A 16,536-nucleotide genomic window follows, 5' to 3' on the forward strand; every position below is an offset into this window, starting at 1 on the left:
ACATATTGCTGCCAGACTCATTTTTGCCCTATATCCAAAGGTGGCGAGAAATCTATGGTTTTGAAAAAACAGAATCTATAATTCAAAATTTAAACATGAAAGATAAAAGATTTATAATACCAAACATATTAAAAATTTCATCAAACCAATTATTTTCTTCAATAGAAAAACGAGGTTTTATTTTACGAGAAACAAAAATGTTTAATGCGTTTTTGATTGAAAAAGCGCCGTATAATATTGTCTCTACACCAGAATATTTGTCAGGTTTTTTTTCAATCCATGCTTTAACTTCTATCATTCCTCCATTTAGCCTTGAACTACAAAAAGATGATTTAGTAATTGATATGGCTGCTGCTCCAGGAATTAAAACGAGTTTATTAGCCCAAAAATTAAGGAATCGGGGAATTATTATTGCAATTGAAAAATCTAAAGCACGAATCCCAGCGTTAAGAGCTAATATTTCACGATTAGGTATCAAGAATACAATAATCCTTTTTTTAGATTCTATGAACCTTTCTTTTAAAGATATAATGGCTGATCATATTTTGTTAGATGCACCATGTTCAGGGACAGGACTAAAACTAGAAAAAAATAAACGCTCTTCCCCTCGTAAAATGAAAGATATCCTTCGAAATACGATAATACAAAAGAGCCTTCTTGAGGTAGGGTGGAACCATCTTAAACCAGGAGGAACTTTAGTTTACTCTACTTGCAGCTTAGAACCAGAAGAAGGAGAAATTCAAATCCATAACTTCTTAAACAGACATATTAATGAGGTAGAAGTTTTACCCATTTCTTTTGAGATTGGAATTGCAGGGAATCAAATTAATTGGAAATTTCCACTCGATTCTCAACTTTCTAAAACAAAACGTATTTTCCCTGATATTGGATTTGATGGCTTTTTTGTTGCTCTCTTAAGGAAGGTTGTTTCATGAATTCTTTTGAGATAATAAGTGATGATGAAAAAAACCTTGTTAAAGAGGTTATTTCTATTTTATTAGAAAATAATGAATTTGAATCTCTTTTAGAACAATACCAGCTTCTCAAAATAGAACATCACCGGATAGAAGTCTATTTAATCCCTTTAGACTTCATTCCATTAATTAGTTTGATTCAAATTTATTTGAAAGAAAATCAAATTATTCAAATTGGTGGAAAATTAGGGTTCTTTATTAATGAGAATTTTTTTATTGGAATTGAATCACTTTCATATTTAGCTCCTCTTACAGATCGAAAACTAATTTTAAATCCACGAGAAACGACCAAATTTTTATATGGGGAAAGTTTCGAAGTTGAAGATCAAAATAAAAGCATTTCCTATTTAAATTCTCCAATAATTGTATGTTCAGATACGAATATACCAATAGGATTGGGGATATTGAGATTAAATGATAATATGCTCTTTTTGAAGAACCTTGTTGATGTTGGTATTTATCTTCGTTCTGAAAAATCTGCATTTCAAATAGGAAAATAAATAATACCTATTTAAATGACTTTATTCACTGCAAACTCAATCAAGAGTAATTCTAAGAGGATTTACAATCATTCAAATCTCTTTCTAGATGTTTATATTAAATATTTCATTCATTTAAAATAAATAAACTCATTTACAACCCTTATAGGAGACGAATCAGGTAAATTTGTTAACCATTCAAGGAATTCAAGATGAGAAGTAAAGCCCATATATTCAATGAAATCATTTTTTGTCATTCTATCAACTCGCTTCATTAATTTCTTTAGCTTAAACTGATAATCTATCTTTTCAGTACCTCCGTTAATAATCTCAACTTCATTTTCTGAAAGTTCAATGACAGAATAGGTTTCTTGAGATTTCACTGAGGATTCTTGCTTATTATAAGGAGGAAATGCGTCTTTATCCTCAAAAATAACGGTATCTTCCGATCCAACCATAAGAAGATTTTTTCCACTTTTTTCTTTACTTCGAGTTAGAAGGAGAGAGGGATTATCATCATGTGCTAATACATTGGACATTCGAAATTCATAATAATTATTAAATTTTGTTTGTAATTCCATCATACGATTTAAATCTTCAAGAATTTCGTGTTCATTTCCTTCAGTCACATTAAATCCAAACAGTTTCATAATCATACCTTTTGGTGTCTCTAAAGCAGAAACAAAGGGCATATTTAAAACAAAATATTTTCCATCTAAATTAAGTTCAGTTGACGAAATAAAGGGCATTTTAATACTGAAATATTTAGCAGGGTCCTCTCGGCCCTCTATATTTCTTTTTATATCTATTGCTTGAATAGATCCTATTTTAATTAGTTGAGAATTAGGTTCATCAATTACTTTAATCCCTGGAAAATTAAATTCATGTTTTTTTCCAGCAGTTCGAATCTGATACTTTCCTTTAATCATATTCAGATTCTCTTCAACTTTGATCAAACCTCTTGTTTGAAATTCTTCTTTGAAATTTTTTAAAGAATTTTCGAGTTCAGTCATAAATTCCTCCTTAGAAGAAAGACCTTGATAATATTGAGATAAATTGAGATTAGAAAAAGGTTTTAATTTTATTCTTTTAGTTAAATCATTCCATTCTTTTATTGTTAACAATAATGTTGCTCGTTCTTTTGTTTCTTGTTTAAACCTGCCTAAAGAGTCTTTAGTCCGAAGTGACATATTTCCAATAACTTCTATTGTAACTAAATCGTCATATTTAGTTAAAGGAATGACTAAAGAATTAGAGCTGGCGAAAAGCTTTGATGACTGCTTATTAAGTAATTCTACACCTTTTTTGGCCTCATAAAAATCCTCAGGGGTGTGAAACTTTAAAGAATTCAACTTTTGTGAAATTTCTTTTGATTTTGCTATTGATCTAGCAAGGAGTTTTTCTTCAATAGGAAGATCTTGATCTCTTATTATTAATAGAATCAGAGCTGAAACTAAAAGTAGGGGGATTAATATATCCCAAATCTCAAAAGTTAATTTTTGGAAAATTATATCAAGTAAAAATAGTGAAAGACTCGCTCCCAAAGCATTATCTCGAAGATTAATAATTGAATTTCGTCTAATTACAGATTTATGAAGAGTGTCATATGAATAAGGTAACAATGAAACACCTAAATAGCAAATAAAAACGAAAAAAAGATATTCTTCCCATGGAAGAGTAAGACCTATTAGTTCTTCCTTTAAAACACCCAGTGAAATAAACAGGTATAGGGCTAATCCAATTAACCAAAATCCTCGTACAAGACTAAATAAAAACGCTTGATAACCTACAATGCCATAATCTAATAGCAATGTAAAATGCAATTGATTGAGAAAAATTGCGAACAAAAATGTTGTTAGGATAATGATACTTTCAAATTCTAAGTATGAAACTTCAAATGGTAGTAAAAATGGGAGATTAACCTCACGATTACTTGTGAAAAAGATTATTAGAAAATAGATGAAGAAAACTTTAATCACTGATCCATATAAAGAGAACTCACGATCTTCCCTTTTTTTTACCAGATTGTTTATAATAAGAAAAAGAATGGTAAAAATGAAGAATCCAAATCGTAATAGAGGAGCTTGCTTAAAGAAAATAGAAGTAGAAAACCAAAAGACCAAAGAAATTAAATATAACTTATCAATTGTTCCGTGAGGCTGTAAAAACTCACGAACGGCTCTGGTTGAATATTTATTCATATAATGGGATGTATCAAAGCTAGGGATACTCATGGTTAACCCTTTTGATTATAATACAGAACATAGTACAACTTGTTTGTTTAACAGAAATGCTACTAATAATACTTTTTAGAGTGGCAATTAAAAATCTATCTTTGCCAGAAAGGTTGAGAGATTTGTAAAGGTTGATAAAGCATAATATTCTTTATTTTCATTTAAATAGAATTTCAATGTAAAAGAGAACGAAATTAAGAAAACTAGAAATATAAAGAGGAAATGGTGGTGAATACTCATCCCATCTTTTTGTAAAACGGGATTAGAGTATTTTAAGCATCATGTCATGAGTAATCCAGCTTTTGTTATCCCCTGAGTGGTTGCCCTCTAAGGGGGTTCTGACATCTACCTCAGCGCGTCTCCCATGGTTTTCGTTCTTGAAAACCAATCTCGCTTGCATTCCCTGCGGTTGCTCGTCTCATCGTTTCCTGTTTCGTCCTCTGGTGATTAACTTACGTACTGTTGCCAGTGGTGTCTCACCATCCTTGCCATAGAAAACAGGGCGTGTCGTTTCTGTTCCAGTGCCCAAGCTCTCGCTTGACAGGAGCTTTCCTTTTATAAAGGTATCCCCTGTGCAGGTTTTTACGAATGGCTGGAATTTCCTCAGGTTCCTATCAAAGAACCCGGAGTCAGTCTTTGACTTGATCCACCATTTTTTTTAGATAATTATTCCTTTTTGAACTTTATTATTTTTAAACCAATGGGAAGATTTTTTCAGAACTATTTATCATCATTTTTCCAATAAAAAAATTTACAGAGGACGACTAAGTTATCCGGTTTTATGGCTGAAAGTTCTTTAATTAAACACATTCTCGCTTTATTTGGTAATTTAATTTTCAGAGCTTGATGAAAATATGCGAATAGTCGTATTAAATCCAGATAAGTGTAAACCCAAACGCTGTGTTAAGGAGTGTCGAGGTTCCTGTCCTGTTGTACGATCTGGAACCGAAATGTTTGAGTTTACTACCCCAACATCTCAACCTATCATTCATGAACAATTTTGTACAGGATGTGGTATCTGTGCTCGTACTTGTCGATTTCATGCTTTAACGATAATTAATACCCCAGAACGTTTAGACGAGGATCTTACACATCGTTTTGGCCCTAATGGATTTACATTATTTCGTTTACCGATTATCAAATCTAATAGCGTTAATGGGTTAGTGGGACAAAATGGAATTGGGAAATCAACAGCTCTCAAAATTTTAGCTGGTGATATTATTCCAAATTTTGGTGAACCTAATTCTGAAGCATCTTGGGAGCGTGTATATGATGTTTATAAAGGAACGGATCTTCAAAACTATTTTGGACGAATTATTGATAAACAAATTCGCTGTATTCGTAAACCTCAATACATCGACAACATAACAATCCAGATTAAGGGAACTGTTCAAGAAACGCTTAGTCGATTAAATGAAAGGGGCGTTTTAGATGAAATTAAAATAAATTTAGCCTTAGAAAAAATCTGGGACCGAGAAATAAGAATCTTGTCTGGTGGTGAATTACAAAAATTTGCTGTTGCAGTCGCACTAGCTCGAGATGCAGACGTATATCTTTTTGATGAACCTTCTTCCTATTTAGATATTAATGAACGATTACGTGTTGGAAAGGCAATTCGTAGCTTAGTAGATTATAAAAAAACCGTAATTCTAGTTGAACACGATTTAGCTGTATTGGATTACTTATCTGATTATGTTACTACGTTTTATGGTTCACCATCATCATACGGAGTCGTTTCACAACCTTATACTGAAAAAGAAGGTATTAATATATTTTTAGATGGATTTATACCATCAGAAAATATGCGTTTTCGGGATTATTCTATTATAATTCAAAAATCCTCTGTTCGTGAAGAAAATCTTACAACGAGTCCTCTTCTTTTATATGATAATATATCCAAAACTTATGATGTAAGTAATTTTACTTTAGATGTTCGTAAAGGAACCATCCAGAAAAGTGAAGTTATTGGAATTCTCGGACCTAACGGAATTGGAAAAACTACATTTATAAAAATGTTAGCAGGTCTCGAATCTCCAACTAAAGGCACCGTTGCGCAAACTAGTCTTCAAAATGGCCAAATGACCGAAAAAAAGACAACAGAGGAGAAAGAACCAAAATTAAAAGTTGCCTATAAACCTCAATATATCAACTCAGAAAGCGAATTACCTGTTCAAACCTATTTACTTCAATCTACTGGCTCAATTTCAGCAACTCCTCAATTCAAAACCGATTATATACGTCCATTTAACCTAGAAGAGTTACTTGAACAACCTTTAAAATTTTTAAGCGGTGGAGAACTACAAAAAGTCTCCATTATCAGTACTTTAGCTAAAGAGGCTGATTTATACCTTCTTGATGAACCTTCAGCTTTTTTATCAATTGAAGACCGATTAACTGCCGCAAAAATGATTCGGAAAGCTGTTCAATCCCGAAATTCAGCAGCTTTTGTAGTTGAACATGATATTGTCTTTCAAGATTATGTAAGTGATCGAATAATAGTTTTTTTAGGAGAATCAGGTATATATGGAAAAGCTTATGCTCCCTCCTCTGTTCGTCTTGGGATGAATAGATTTCTTGGAAATGTGCAGATTACATTTCGCCGTGATCCACGATCTGGACGCCCTCGAGTGAATAAGTTTGATTCCAAACTAGATCGCCAACAAAAAAATCAAGGCGAATATTATTATGAAAAATAACTCTTCCCTTTCAAAAAATATAACGGTGTATTATACATCCCAATGTGACCCTAAAAAATGTTCTAGTTTAAAAGTTTGGCGATTATATAAACAAGGAAGATTTAAACAATTAAAAGGTTTAAATTTAGTTAAAAATCCCGCTAAAATTCCACGATTCTCAATCATTTTAAACCCCATGAGTCCTCGTACTCTTTGTATAAGTGACCAACCTATTTTCTTACGTTCGGGTATAACAGTACTTGATTGTTCATGGAACCAAGCAGAATCTATTTTTAACCTTAAATTTTCAAATTCTAGAAGATTACCTACTCTTTTAGCAGCTAATCCTGTGAATTATGGAAAACCAGCTAAATTAAGCAGTGTTGAAGCTCTTTCCGCAGCTTTTATTCTGTTGGACTATGTAAAAATGGCTGAGGATATTCTATCTGTATTTAATTGGGGAATTCAATTTCTTACTCTGAATGCTAACCTATTAAACAATTATAAAAAGTGTCACACAGAAGAGGACATGATAAAATATGAGCGGGAATATTTCCCTTCTCTCTCCTCTAATGTCTGATTTCATGATAATCGGACATTCATAGAAATCTAAATGAATTACGTTAATATGAGCATATTTACACCATTTATAAAAAATTAAGTTTTTTTCTAGGAGATTAAGCCCTTTGACTGAAAAGAAACCGCCTGAAATTACATTACTAGGTGTTAAACAGTCGAAGATCGGAAATAAGTTTCTCTATCTTGGTGAAACCTCAGAATGCTCTGATTGTCGGTTACGTGGAGCTTGTTTAAAGCTTGAAGAAAACCATATATATGAGGTTTCAGGTATTCGAGAGACCATTCATCAGTGTAATATTTTTGAAGAAGGAGTAAAGACTGTAGAAATCTTTGAATCCTCTTATTTGGTCACAACAGGAGCAAAATTAGCTGTTGAAGGTGCTATTATCACTTTTACTCCTAGAAAATGTGAGTTAATTTCTTGTCCTTATTATCAACATAATTGCTGCCCAGAATACCTTCAAGATGGTGAAAAACTGAAAATTATAAATATCTTGGATAAATCAATTGATTGCAATCAGGAATATCGATTGAAGATGGTTAAAGTTAACCGACTTAATAATAAGAAAGAATAAAAATCTATTAAAGATCAAGAGGGAATAGAATGCCTATTGCTGAAAATGATTGGATAAAAATCGATTATATCGGTCGCCTCAAAGAAAACGCAAAGGTCTTTGATACAACATTAGAAGACATTGCTCGTTCTGAGGCAATCTTTGATGAAAAACGAAAATATGAACCAATGTTATGTCGTGCTGGTGATGAGAAGTTTTTAATACCGGGTCTTGCGAAGAAATTAGTTGGATTAGAAATTAATAAGACACAAACTTTTGAAATACCTACGAAAGAAGCGTACGGAGAAAGAGAAAGTGGAAAAATTGAAATGGTTCCTACAAAAAAATTACGTAACGCTAAAATAGACCCCCGAGTAGGTGCATTAATACAATTTCAAGGTAAATATGGAAAAATCATCTTTGTAGGTGGAGGAAGAACTCGTGTTGATTTTAATCATCCCTTAGCAGGAAAAGACCTTAGTTTTGATGTCACTGTAGTTGAGCAAATTAATGATGCTTCCCAAATTCAAAAAGAAATAATCTCACGTCGTTTTCCAAGTGTGAATATGGAAGACATAAAGGTAGAAACTTCAAACGATTTAGAAATAATTACCATTACATTACCGAATTATTTAATTTTCATGGAAGGTCTAGCAATATCAAAATATACACTCGCTTCTGATTTACGTGATTATTTAGAGTTTAAAGAAGTGCGATTCCTTGATATTTTTGATTATAGAGAGAAAGAACCAAAAGAAGAGGAACTTAAAGAAGATAATTCGAAATCAAAGGAATCTAAATAATTTAAAACAGTATTAAATCTTTTATTGGAGCATAAAAATCATAAAAAGGAAAATTGGGAAACTCTGTTAGTTTATGTAGATTTCAGTATCGGAGTATATTTTTTTGTCCATTTAAATTTACGTGGATCACGTTTGAAATCGATTAATGAACGACGACACTTTCTACTACAAAATCGCGCTACTTGGCCATTTCGTCTTACAAATGATATCCCAGTTCCAGGTTCTATATCATGACCACAAAATCCACATTGAAATATACGAACCATTGTAATCACCTATTAATATCTTTATGGGCGCTTCAGATTCCGTGCTTCACGTTCTGTTTCTCGAAGCATTAAAGTGTCTCCTTTTCTGACTGGTCCTTTAACATTTCTGACAATAATCCGTCCTCGGTCTCTTCCTTCAAGAACACGGACACGAACTTGAGTGATCTCACCTGTTACGCCCGTTCGTCCAATGATTTGGAGGACTTCTGATGGGATCGAGATTTCCTCTTCACTCATCTAAAAATACACCTCTAAATCCCTGCAAGTTCTTTCACTCGTGCAGCTAGATTATCAATTTTAGCTTTTGCCTCACCTTCACGGTAAATAGCACAGCTTGCAGTTTTAACACCAAGATTACATGCTTTTCCTAAATTCTCTTTTGTGCTAACATAAATATAAGGAATTTTCTTATCCTTACAAAGAAGAGGTAGATGAGCTACAATCTCGGGTGGATCAACATCTAGCGCAATAAAAACGAGCTTTGCTTCGCCGCGTTCGATACTTTTTGTAGTTTCATTAGTACCTTTCCGAATATTGGTCGGATCATTACTAACTGTTTCCAAAATACCTAACGCATCATTTTCTAATCCTTCGGGTTGTTCATAATTAACATAGAATGGTTTACTCATAACATTACGACCTCCAGGGTCTTAATTCAGATTGAATAGTCATACCCAATCCTAGGTCAGGTTTAGCTTCACAATATGCAATTTTAGTTCATAAAGAAACACGAATTACTGTGAAGACTCCAATTCTTGCTCATAAAAATTGATTTGATAAATCTATTCGTAAGCCTTCTTAAGAAATAAAGAGAATATAACTTGATAATTTATTAAATTTATGAATAATTGTGTCAGTGAAGATGATTTCATTTTGAAAAAAGATACTTTAAGCTCATCGATTAAGAAATTCTTTGGGATCGATTCCATAAAGTCGTAAGTTCTCAGCAGTTTTCCCAGTAATCAATAAAGGTGCTTTTTTTAACTCACCAAGGTTTTTACTTCCAGTTAAAAAACAACATAACCGTAATTGATATTCTATTTCGCGAACAAGTTGTACAACAGGCTCTGAAGAATTAAATTGGGTGGCAAATAAAAAGGGAATAGCCATTCCAGCCACATCTGCACCTAATGCAAGCAACTTCCCAACATCTAGTCCATTTCTAACCCCTCCAGAACCAATAATTACTCCTTTGAAATATCTTGTGGCCAAAACAGTACTTAAAGCAGTTGGTATCCCCCAATCCCAGAAAACTTCACCTGTTCTTTTCAGAATAGAAGAATTAGCTCGAATAGACTCAACACCAGCCCACGAGGTTCCTCCAACACCCTGTATATCAATTCCACTAAACTTCATATTTTGAATATCATTAATATCGGAGAGACTAAATCCTGATCCCACTTCTTTAGCTATTACAGGAGTTCTAGTATTTTTGATGATATTAGATATTTTAGAATGTAAATTACTTAAATTTGTATCCCCTTCTATCTGGATTGCCTCTTGTAATGGGTTAAAATGGATAGCAACAGCATTTGCCTCAATCATATCAATAATTTCTTCAAATTCTTCTTTTGAAAGCCCAAGAGCAATTTGTCCTGAACCAATGTTACCAATTATTAATGAATTGGGAGCATTTTTACGAACTATTTCAAAGGATTCCCTTAAATTAGAATCCTCTAGAGCTGCACGTTGACTTCCAACCCCCATTCCAATTTTTGTTTCATCCACAGCTTCTGACAGATAATAATTGAGTTTAGAAGCAAAATTATGCCCTCCAGTCATACCAGAAATAATTAGGGGGATGTCTAATTTTTTCTTAAAAATCTCAACTGAAAGATCAATATCTGTCAAATTTAGATCAGTAATAGCTTTATGTACAAAAGATATATCATTTAATCCTGTTTTAACTGAACGAGCTTGTACATCGTTTTCCAAGCAAATTTGAAGATGTGCTAATTTTCGATTAGAGGTAACAAGATCTTTTTCCTCTTGTTCTTGAATAGAAGTTTTATAAGGTACTTCCATGCATTTCTCTCTCATTATATTAGATATTAGGAATTAATAGCCTATAAAATGTTAGGGATTATTAATATTGCATTCCTAATCATTATTCCATCTTTGATAGAAATCATTAGATATTTCCAGAATGTCTAAAACCTTTCCTGTAATAAAATCAAAAAGATCCTGTATTTCTACAGGCTTATGGTAGAATCCTGGACTCAACGGAAGTATTATTGCTCCATATGTAGCAAGTTTTGCCAAATTATTGACACATGGAGGGCTTAAAGGAGTTTCACGAAGAGCAATGACTAATTTACGTTTCATTTTCAGCATATTATCTGCTGCACGAGTTATTAAATCTCCTGTATGACCATTTGCTATGTTACTTACAGTTTTAACAGTGGCAGGAATAATAACCATGCCATCAACCAAAAAAGAACTGCTAGAAATTGATACACTCATATCATTATAATCATAAATCTTAAAAGCTAATTCTTTGATTTGAGAAACGGAAAAATTTGTTTCACTGTGAAGTACATATTCAGCCCATTCACTCAAAATGACATGGGTCTCAACGTTTGAAGATTTTAGTGCTTTTAAAACTTCAATCCCATAATTAATTCCAGATGCACCAGTTAGAGCTATTATGATCTTTTTTGTCATAATAATCCCTCGTGTTATTTATATTAATCCAAAGTAACTTTTTAATAAACAATCAGCTAAATTAAACCTTTCTATTTCGTTTTATTTTGATTATTAGCTCCAAGAGATTGTATTATTGAAACTAATCTTTTTCTATTCGAATTCCTTCCATAGTTAAATCAATATTAATTATTCTTATACCGTGTTGTTCCCATTCACTAAGTACAGTTTTGGCAATTTTTTTATCAAAACTCACCCCAATACTACAATCTCCACCTCCTGCACCAGAAAACTTTGCTACTGCTCCATATCTTGAAGCTATTGAGCTCATGAGTTGATGGGGTTGAATTTCTAAGTGACATGAGCATGCTAAACTTAATTCCTCCAAAAGAATTCGATTTTTATCTAACAAAGCAATGATTTTCTCTGGTTTAGAAGATGTTTGAAATTCTTCTATTAGATCTTCTGTAACTTTTTTAATTGCTGAAATAATAGCTTGATATGAATCTAAATTAGTTTTCCGAAATTTTTTCATTTCACAAACTAATTTTCGAGTTGACGCACTTACACCAGTAAAACCAACCATTAATTCTAAATTTTTAGGTATTTTAATATTCCAATGCTCTAAAATGGGCCATTTCGAATAAAGTACATCTAAAAGGGATTTTTTAGATAACTCTTGTTGTAACCATTCTGGATCGAACCTTTTGTAAACCAAAGCTCCACCAAAAGTAGAAGCTGCAACATCAAATCCTGAACCTAATTTCCCCTGTCCATAATAATGAGCTATGATACCTAACTTGAAAAGTAATTCTTTATCTCGGAATGAAAAATTAAACGCATTATGAAAATATAAGATTGAACCAATTATCGCAATAACAGCCGCAGCACTACTTCCAAATCCAACTTTCATCTCATTATTTCCCTCTCCTTTCACTGTTTCAATATCTGTAGTTGAAAATAATTTGAAAGGTTTAAAAGGTATATTTTTTTCTTGTAGATATTTGAAGGCTGTTTCTATCGATAAACGAGTAAAATCAAGATGGGGATTATCTATATCAAATTTGATACCCTGTTTAGAAACTTCTACCCTAGAATTAATTTTAAAATCCTCAAGAATGACTTGAAAAAATTCAGAAGCTTCAATTGATACTTTAACACGTTGATCAACAGCTAAAACAATGCAAGGTACGTTTTTTTCTAGAACACTCCATTCTCCTGAGAGCATAAGTTTTCCAGGAGCAGAGAGAGTAATCATAATATCACCTTACTATCATTAAAATAAATGTTCGTCAATTAAATGCGCTTTATTTCCTGGGTGACAAACAAACCATTCTTGAACCAAGTTTTGGTGTTTTATTCGTTCAATAATCTTGGAAATTTCTGATTTGAGACATAGAATTTTAACTTGAGGCCCTGCATCCATTGTAAAATAGCATTCAGTACCCTCTTCACGAAGAGCTATGATTTCCTTCATTAAAGCAATTGAACCAGATTCCCAATACAGAATTGGAGGTTTCGTTGTGTGCATCGTTGCGTGCATCTTAAGTGCATTATTCTCCATTATTTCCCCTAATAGAGAAAAATTTTTCTCTATGATTGCCTCTTCAACTATTTCTAGATCATATTGAATTGTATCCAACCATGCTTTATAAAAAGGAGATGTGGAAATTGTTTGTTTCATTCCTGCTCTTGAAGAAACTTTTTTTTCCTCAGTAGAGACGATTGTAACAATCATCGTTAATTCTGGCCAATATTCAGGATCTGCGATGGTTTCAGCATAGCTATCAGATCCATCAGGGTTTTCTCCACGATTCCATTTAACAAAACCTCCTCCAATACTACGTGCAGCACTTCCACTCCCACGTCTTGCAAAAATACTTAATTCTTTAGGCCCCAAGGTGAGTTTTAATGAAGCGCTAGCAGCAATTGTTAAAGCAGCAAAACCTGAAGCTGAACTAGCAAGACCTGCTTTTTTTGGAAAATTACTTTTACTAACTACTTTGGCAAAAGCATGTGAATGAGAATATTCTCTGAAAAGATCAAGATGATTTACTACTCTTTCAAATTCTTCTTCTTTGATAATTTTATCATTGATTATTACTTCATCACTATTATACATTTCAGAAAATTCTACAGTAGTAGTTGTATGTAATTTATCCAAAGTCATGGAGATACTAGAATTTTGAGGTAGTATTAAATATTCGTTCCTTTTTCCCCAATACTTTATCAATGCAATATTTGCATGAGCAATTGCGGTTTTTTTCATCATCCTTTTCCTAATTCTAATTATTTACCTGTCAATTAACAAATGATCTAATAAAATCTCATAATAAGAAAAACATAATTTTTGATAAAATAAGTCGAAAGAGAGAGGAAGAAATAGAATGAAAAAAATGAAGAGGGGAGAAGTATTTTATAAATTATGCTAATTAAAATGTCTCGACAGTGGCATTATCAGCGTCTAGGATTACTTTCATTCCTGTGGTAATTTTTGATGTATCTATTTGATCTACACAAGGGATATCTCCAATAATACAGCCAACAGCTACTATTGCTTCACAATCGTTTAAAATCAATCCTTTAGGTCCTTTATCAGTCATAGCCATTTGATAAAGAACATAAGATCCAACGGTTGAACCTTTTCCTGTTGGGAAAACCAATATCTTGTTAGTAATACTTTTTCCTTCTAATTCATGACCTTTTTCAACAACTGTACCTGTTTCAGGATCAACACCACCATAAAAAGAGATACTGGAGGTTGTAACAAGAGCCTCTCCTTCAACTTTTCCCTTATATATCTTTCTTCCAGTAAGTTTCATAATTTCAGAGCCTCCTCTAAACATTCATCCATTGACATGAGCTTAACAGAAAATTTATTCCGACCAGATCCGTAATAACACATTTTTGCGGAATCTGAAGCCAATCCATGAAATCTGCCTTTTATAGGAGCAACAACACAACACGTATCAGCAGCTATTTTCGCACCAGAATCTTCTATCATTTTAGTAAAACCCATTCGATCAGCAATCTGCTTGGTTGGGCGTGCAGTTGTAATCCAGACCTCTTTTTTAGGATTTACCTTTTTTCCTTCTAATTTTTTAGCAATATATTCAAGCTCTGCAAGAGAAGCATGGGGACAACCTAAGCTGATAAAATCTATCTCTGTATCTTCATCTAATTCGCTTAAAGCTTTGTTTAAATCTTCATTGGTTATTTCTACAGTCTCTTCGGGCATTTTCTGAACTTTTTCAGGAGTAATTCCTTCCATATGAAAGAGAGCAACACCACCGTAGGTAGCATAGGAAGCACAAAAAGATTTCAACTCTTCAACTGATGCTTTAGGAATTCCAGTAATATATGTGATTTTTGACCCCAATTTGTCTCCTAATACTTTACCAAGTGCACCAAATTGATACGTACCTTGTACCGCTGCTTTTATATTTACACGAACATCAGGTTGACGATTTTCTTCTAAATGAAATCCATATTCAGGAGTTTTCCCAACTAAAGCAGCAGCTAAAGCACTAGGGCCACCTTCACGGTTTGTACGGGCACCAATAACTGAATTTGCAAAACAGACTGCACTGCTTTCAGACCATGCAATATGTTCACCAAAGTGGGGAAGATTGCCATAAAGATAGGGGGTACAAGAACAGGTTGTAATAATGCCCATTTTACCGAATGCGTCAACAACACGAATTTGGTTTTTAGCAAATTCCTCACTGATAGCTAATTTGCGCCATTCCTCAAGGTCCATGCCTGCAGGATTTAAAGTTGTTAGTATCTTAACCTTTCCATCTCTTGCCATCTCATCTAGCCACTTTAAACCTGGTTCATTTAAGTTTGCATAGCTTACCCCAGCAACTTGAACTGAAGTGATATCGATTAATCGTTTTGCGCCATAAATTTCCCCTAGAGTAACTAAAATTTCCATTGCCTTCTGAGTTGCCTTCCCAAATTTCCCCGCTGCCATTTCTTGTTCTTCAGGTGTTAATTCCATAATAAAACCTCCATATTTATTCAATATAATCTTTCAAATCCACTTTTGGAAACTCTGCCTTTGCAAAACCTTTTCCTTCAGTCTTTAAGGGAGCCGTTAAATCAAATCCAACTTTATTTGTGATTTTAGTTCCTGCTTCAGCACTTGGATCAAGACTTGATCCGGGTTCTCTACCAATGTCAACTAGATCACGATCTGCTTGGAATCGAGTAGCCATGGCCCATTCGACTTCTAGGGGGTCATAAATATTTATATCCTTGTCTACCACAAATACGTGTTTACAGCTTTTATGACCTTCAAATGCAGCACGTATAGCGGTTTTTCCATCTTCTTCTACCTTTTTATCAATTTTAACTATTGCATGTAACCAAGAAGAACCTCCAGGATTGACATTCACGTCTATGCATTGAACTCCGGCTTCATTCACTGACTTAAAGATAGTTGGTTCTCTGGGCATTCCCATCAAAACTTTATGTTCTAGAGCTCCTGGTAGAAGTGCTTGCCATATAGGATTCTTTCGATGGGTAATTTTACGCACTTCAAAAACAGGTTCTTCTCTGACTATGTCATAAGTCTCTGTAAGATCAATGAAAGGTCCTTCAGCTGCTCGTTCTTTCATAAAAACTTTTCCTTCTAGTACTACTTCACAATCGGCAGGGATTAATAGATCAAGTGTTTTAGCTTTTGTTACTTTCGTTGGAGCTAGTGCATTAGCTATTTCAAGTTCATTGATACCTGTTTTTACTGAAGTTGCAGCTGCTACGAGTACATTTGGAGTGTTACCAACGCAGTAAGCAGCTTCAACTTCTCCTGCTCTTTCTAGGAATTTATAAAAATCTCGTCCTTTTATTATTCGTGTACTCATTTTATTTGCAGTGTATTCCATTGCCCTATGAAAATCAAGATTTTGGCCAAATTCAGGATCTTTGGTCACTACTACAGCAGAAGAGATATAACGTCCCCCATCATTCTTATTATGTTTTAAAATAGGTAATTTCCCAAGATCTACTGTACCCATAATGACTTCTTGACAAGGAGGGCTTTTAATTTCTTCAGGTGGGCTCCGTTTATCAATTGCTTCTGTCAGCTTAGGAATAAGTTGTGCAGGAGTTATTTTAAAATAATTAGCAATGCTAATTTTTGTTGAAAAAATATTCCCTGCGACACGAAAATCTGGAAATCCTTTCACTTTCTCAAAGAGAAGAGGAGTGGGTTCAGCTGCCTTCAGAACTGCTGCTGCTTCTACATCAATACTAATTTCTTTTTTAATTTTGGTAATTGAACCAGTTGATTCAAGTTTATTCATGTATTCACGAAAATTCAAAA

17 protein-coding genes and 1 other RNA gene are annotated in these 16,536 nt (G+C 33.5%); 6 read left to right on the forward strand and 12 right to left on the reverse strand.

The window, feature by feature from the left end; all coding sequences use genetic code 11:
• Positions 1-5 precede the first annotated feature (5 nt).
• Together ACWVCY_RS09910 and ACWVCY_RS09915 are read left to right on the forward strand one after the other, a co-directional pair.
• On the forward strand, positions 6-935 hold the full coding sequence (locus ACWVCY_RS09910; protein WP_455142563.1) for an RsmB/NOP family class I SAM-dependent RNA methyltransferase: 930 nt from the start codon (positions 6-8) through the stop codon (positions 933-935).
• Positions 932-1,474 carry a hypothetical protein gene (locus ACWVCY_RS09915; protein WP_455142565.1) on the forward strand — a complete coding sequence of 181 codons (543 nt, stop codon included), beginning with the start codon at positions 932-934 and terminating at the stop codon, positions 1,472-1,474. The genes ACWVCY_RS09910 and ACWVCY_RS09915 overlap by 4 nt, the downstream gene beginning before the upstream one ends.
• 110 nt (positions 1,475-1,584) lie before the next feature.
• Here the strand turns inward: ACWVCY_RS09915 and ACWVCY_RS09920 are convergent, their stop codons facing one another.
• Together ACWVCY_RS09920 and rnpB are read right to left on the reverse strand one after the other, a co-directional pair.
• Positions 1,585-3,687 carry a hypothetical protein gene (locus ACWVCY_RS09920; protein ID WP_455142567.1) on the reverse strand — a complete coding sequence of 701 codons (2,103 nt, stop codon included), beginning with the start codon at positions 3,685-3,687 and terminating at the stop codon, positions 1,585-1,587.
• A gap of 279 nt (positions 3,688-3,966) precedes the next feature.
• Positions 3,967-4,332, reverse strand: an RNA gene (gene rnpB, locus ACWVCY_RS09925) — RNase P RNA component.
• Between the two features lie 209 nt (positions 4,333-4,541).
• Here rnpB and ACWVCY_RS09930 point away from each other — a divergent pair.
• The 4 genes from ACWVCY_RS09930 (at position 4,542) to ACWVCY_RS09945 (ending at position 8,298) form a co-directional block, all read left to right on the forward strand.
• Complete coding sequence (locus ACWVCY_RS09930; RefSeq protein WP_455142569.1) at positions 4,542-6,383, forward strand: ribosome biogenesis/translation initiation ATPase RLI; 1,842 nt, start codon at positions 4,542-4,544, stop codon at positions 6,381-6,383.
• Positions 6,373-6,942 carry a DUF367 family protein gene (locus ACWVCY_RS09935; protein WP_455142571.1) on the forward strand — a complete coding sequence of 190 codons (570 nt, stop codon included), beginning with the start codon at positions 6,373-6,375 and terminating at the stop codon, positions 6,940-6,942. The genes ACWVCY_RS09930 and ACWVCY_RS09935 overlap by 11 nt, the downstream gene beginning before the upstream one ends.
• A gap of 106 nt (positions 6,943-7,048) precedes the next feature.
• Positions 7,049-7,516 carry a UPF0179 family protein gene (locus ACWVCY_RS09940; protein ID WP_455142573.1) on the forward strand — a complete coding sequence of 156 codons (468 nt, stop codon included), beginning with the start codon at positions 7,049-7,051 and terminating at the stop codon, positions 7,514-7,516.
• Positions 7,517-7,545: 29 nt separating this feature from the next.
• Positions 7,546-8,298 (forward strand): FKBP-type peptidyl-prolyl cis-trans isomerase, encoded by a 753-nt coding sequence (locus ACWVCY_RS09945; protein ID WP_455142575.1) that lies wholly within the window; start codon positions 7,546-7,548, stop codon positions 8,296-8,298.
• Between the two features lie 71 nt (positions 8,299-8,369).
• On the opposite strand, the gene ACWVCY_RS09950 is transcribed toward ACWVCY_RS09945, so the two are convergent.
• The 10 genes from ACWVCY_RS09950 to ACWVCY_RS09995 form a co-directional block, all read right to left on the reverse strand.
• Positions 8,370-8,564, reverse strand: coding sequence for a 50S ribosomal protein L24e (locus ACWVCY_RS09950; RefSeq protein ID WP_455142577.1), 195 nt, complete (start codon positions 8,562-8,564; stop codon positions 8,370-8,372).
• A gap of 21 nt (positions 8,565-8,585) precedes the next feature.
• On the reverse strand, positions 8,586-8,801 hold the full coding sequence (locus tag ACWVCY_RS09955; RefSeq protein WP_455142579.1) for a 30S ribosomal protein S28e: 216 nt from the start codon (positions 8,799-8,801) through the stop codon (positions 8,586-8,588).
• A gap of 14 nt (positions 8,802-8,815) precedes the next feature.
• Complete coding sequence (rpl7ae, locus tag ACWVCY_RS09960) at positions 8,816-9,193, reverse strand: 50S ribosomal protein L7Ae (protein WP_455142581.1); 378 nt, start codon at positions 9,191-9,193, stop codon at positions 8,816-8,818.
• A gap of 265 nt (positions 9,194-9,458) precedes the next feature.
• A complete protein-coding gene (gene fni, locus ACWVCY_RS09965; RefSeq protein ID WP_455142582.1) occupies positions 9,459-10,589 on the reverse strand; it encodes a type 2 isopentenyl-diphosphate Delta-isomerase in 1,131 nt (376 codons plus the stop codon).
• A 75-nt stretch (positions 10,590-10,664) separates the two neighbouring features.
• On the reverse strand, positions 10,665-11,228 hold the full coding sequence (locus ACWVCY_RS09970; RefSeq protein WP_455142584.1) for a UbiX family flavin prenyltransferase: 564 nt from the start codon (positions 11,226-11,228) through the stop codon (positions 10,665-10,667).
• Between the two features lie 121 nt (positions 11,229-11,349).
• Positions 11,350-12,465 (reverse strand): phosphomevalonate kinase, encoded by a 1,116-nt coding sequence (locus ACWVCY_RS09975; RefSeq protein ID WP_455142586.1) that lies wholly within the window; start codon positions 12,463-12,465, stop codon positions 11,350-11,352.
• A gap of 18 nt (positions 12,466-12,483) precedes the next feature.
• Positions 12,484-13,476 carry a diphosphomevalonate decarboxylase gene (gene mvaD / locus ACWVCY_RS09980; RefSeq protein ID WP_455142588.1) on the reverse strand — a complete coding sequence of 331 codons (993 nt, stop codon included), beginning with the start codon at positions 13,474-13,476 and terminating at the stop codon, positions 12,484-12,486.
• A gap of 163 nt (positions 13,477-13,639) precedes the next feature.
• Positions 13,640-14,029 (reverse strand): DUF126 domain-containing protein, encoded by a 390-nt coding sequence (locus ACWVCY_RS09985; RefSeq protein ID WP_455142590.1) that lies wholly within the window; start codon positions 14,027-14,029, stop codon positions 13,640-13,642.
• Positions 14,026-15,210 (reverse strand): aconitase X, encoded by a 1,185-nt coding sequence (locus ACWVCY_RS09990; RefSeq protein ID WP_455142591.1) that lies wholly within the window; start codon positions 15,208-15,210, stop codon positions 14,026-14,028. The genes ACWVCY_RS09985 and ACWVCY_RS09990 overlap by 4 nt, the downstream gene beginning before the upstream one ends.
• A 16-nt stretch (positions 15,211-15,226) precedes the next feature.
• Entirely contained in the window at positions 15,227-16,534 is a 1,308-nt protein-coding gene (locus tag ACWVCY_RS09995) for a UbiD family decarboxylase (RefSeq protein WP_455142593.1), read from the reverse strand.
• Positions 16,535-16,536 lie beyond the last annotated feature (2 nt).

It is taken from the genome of Candidatus Hodarchaeum mangrovi, assembly GCF_975850365.1.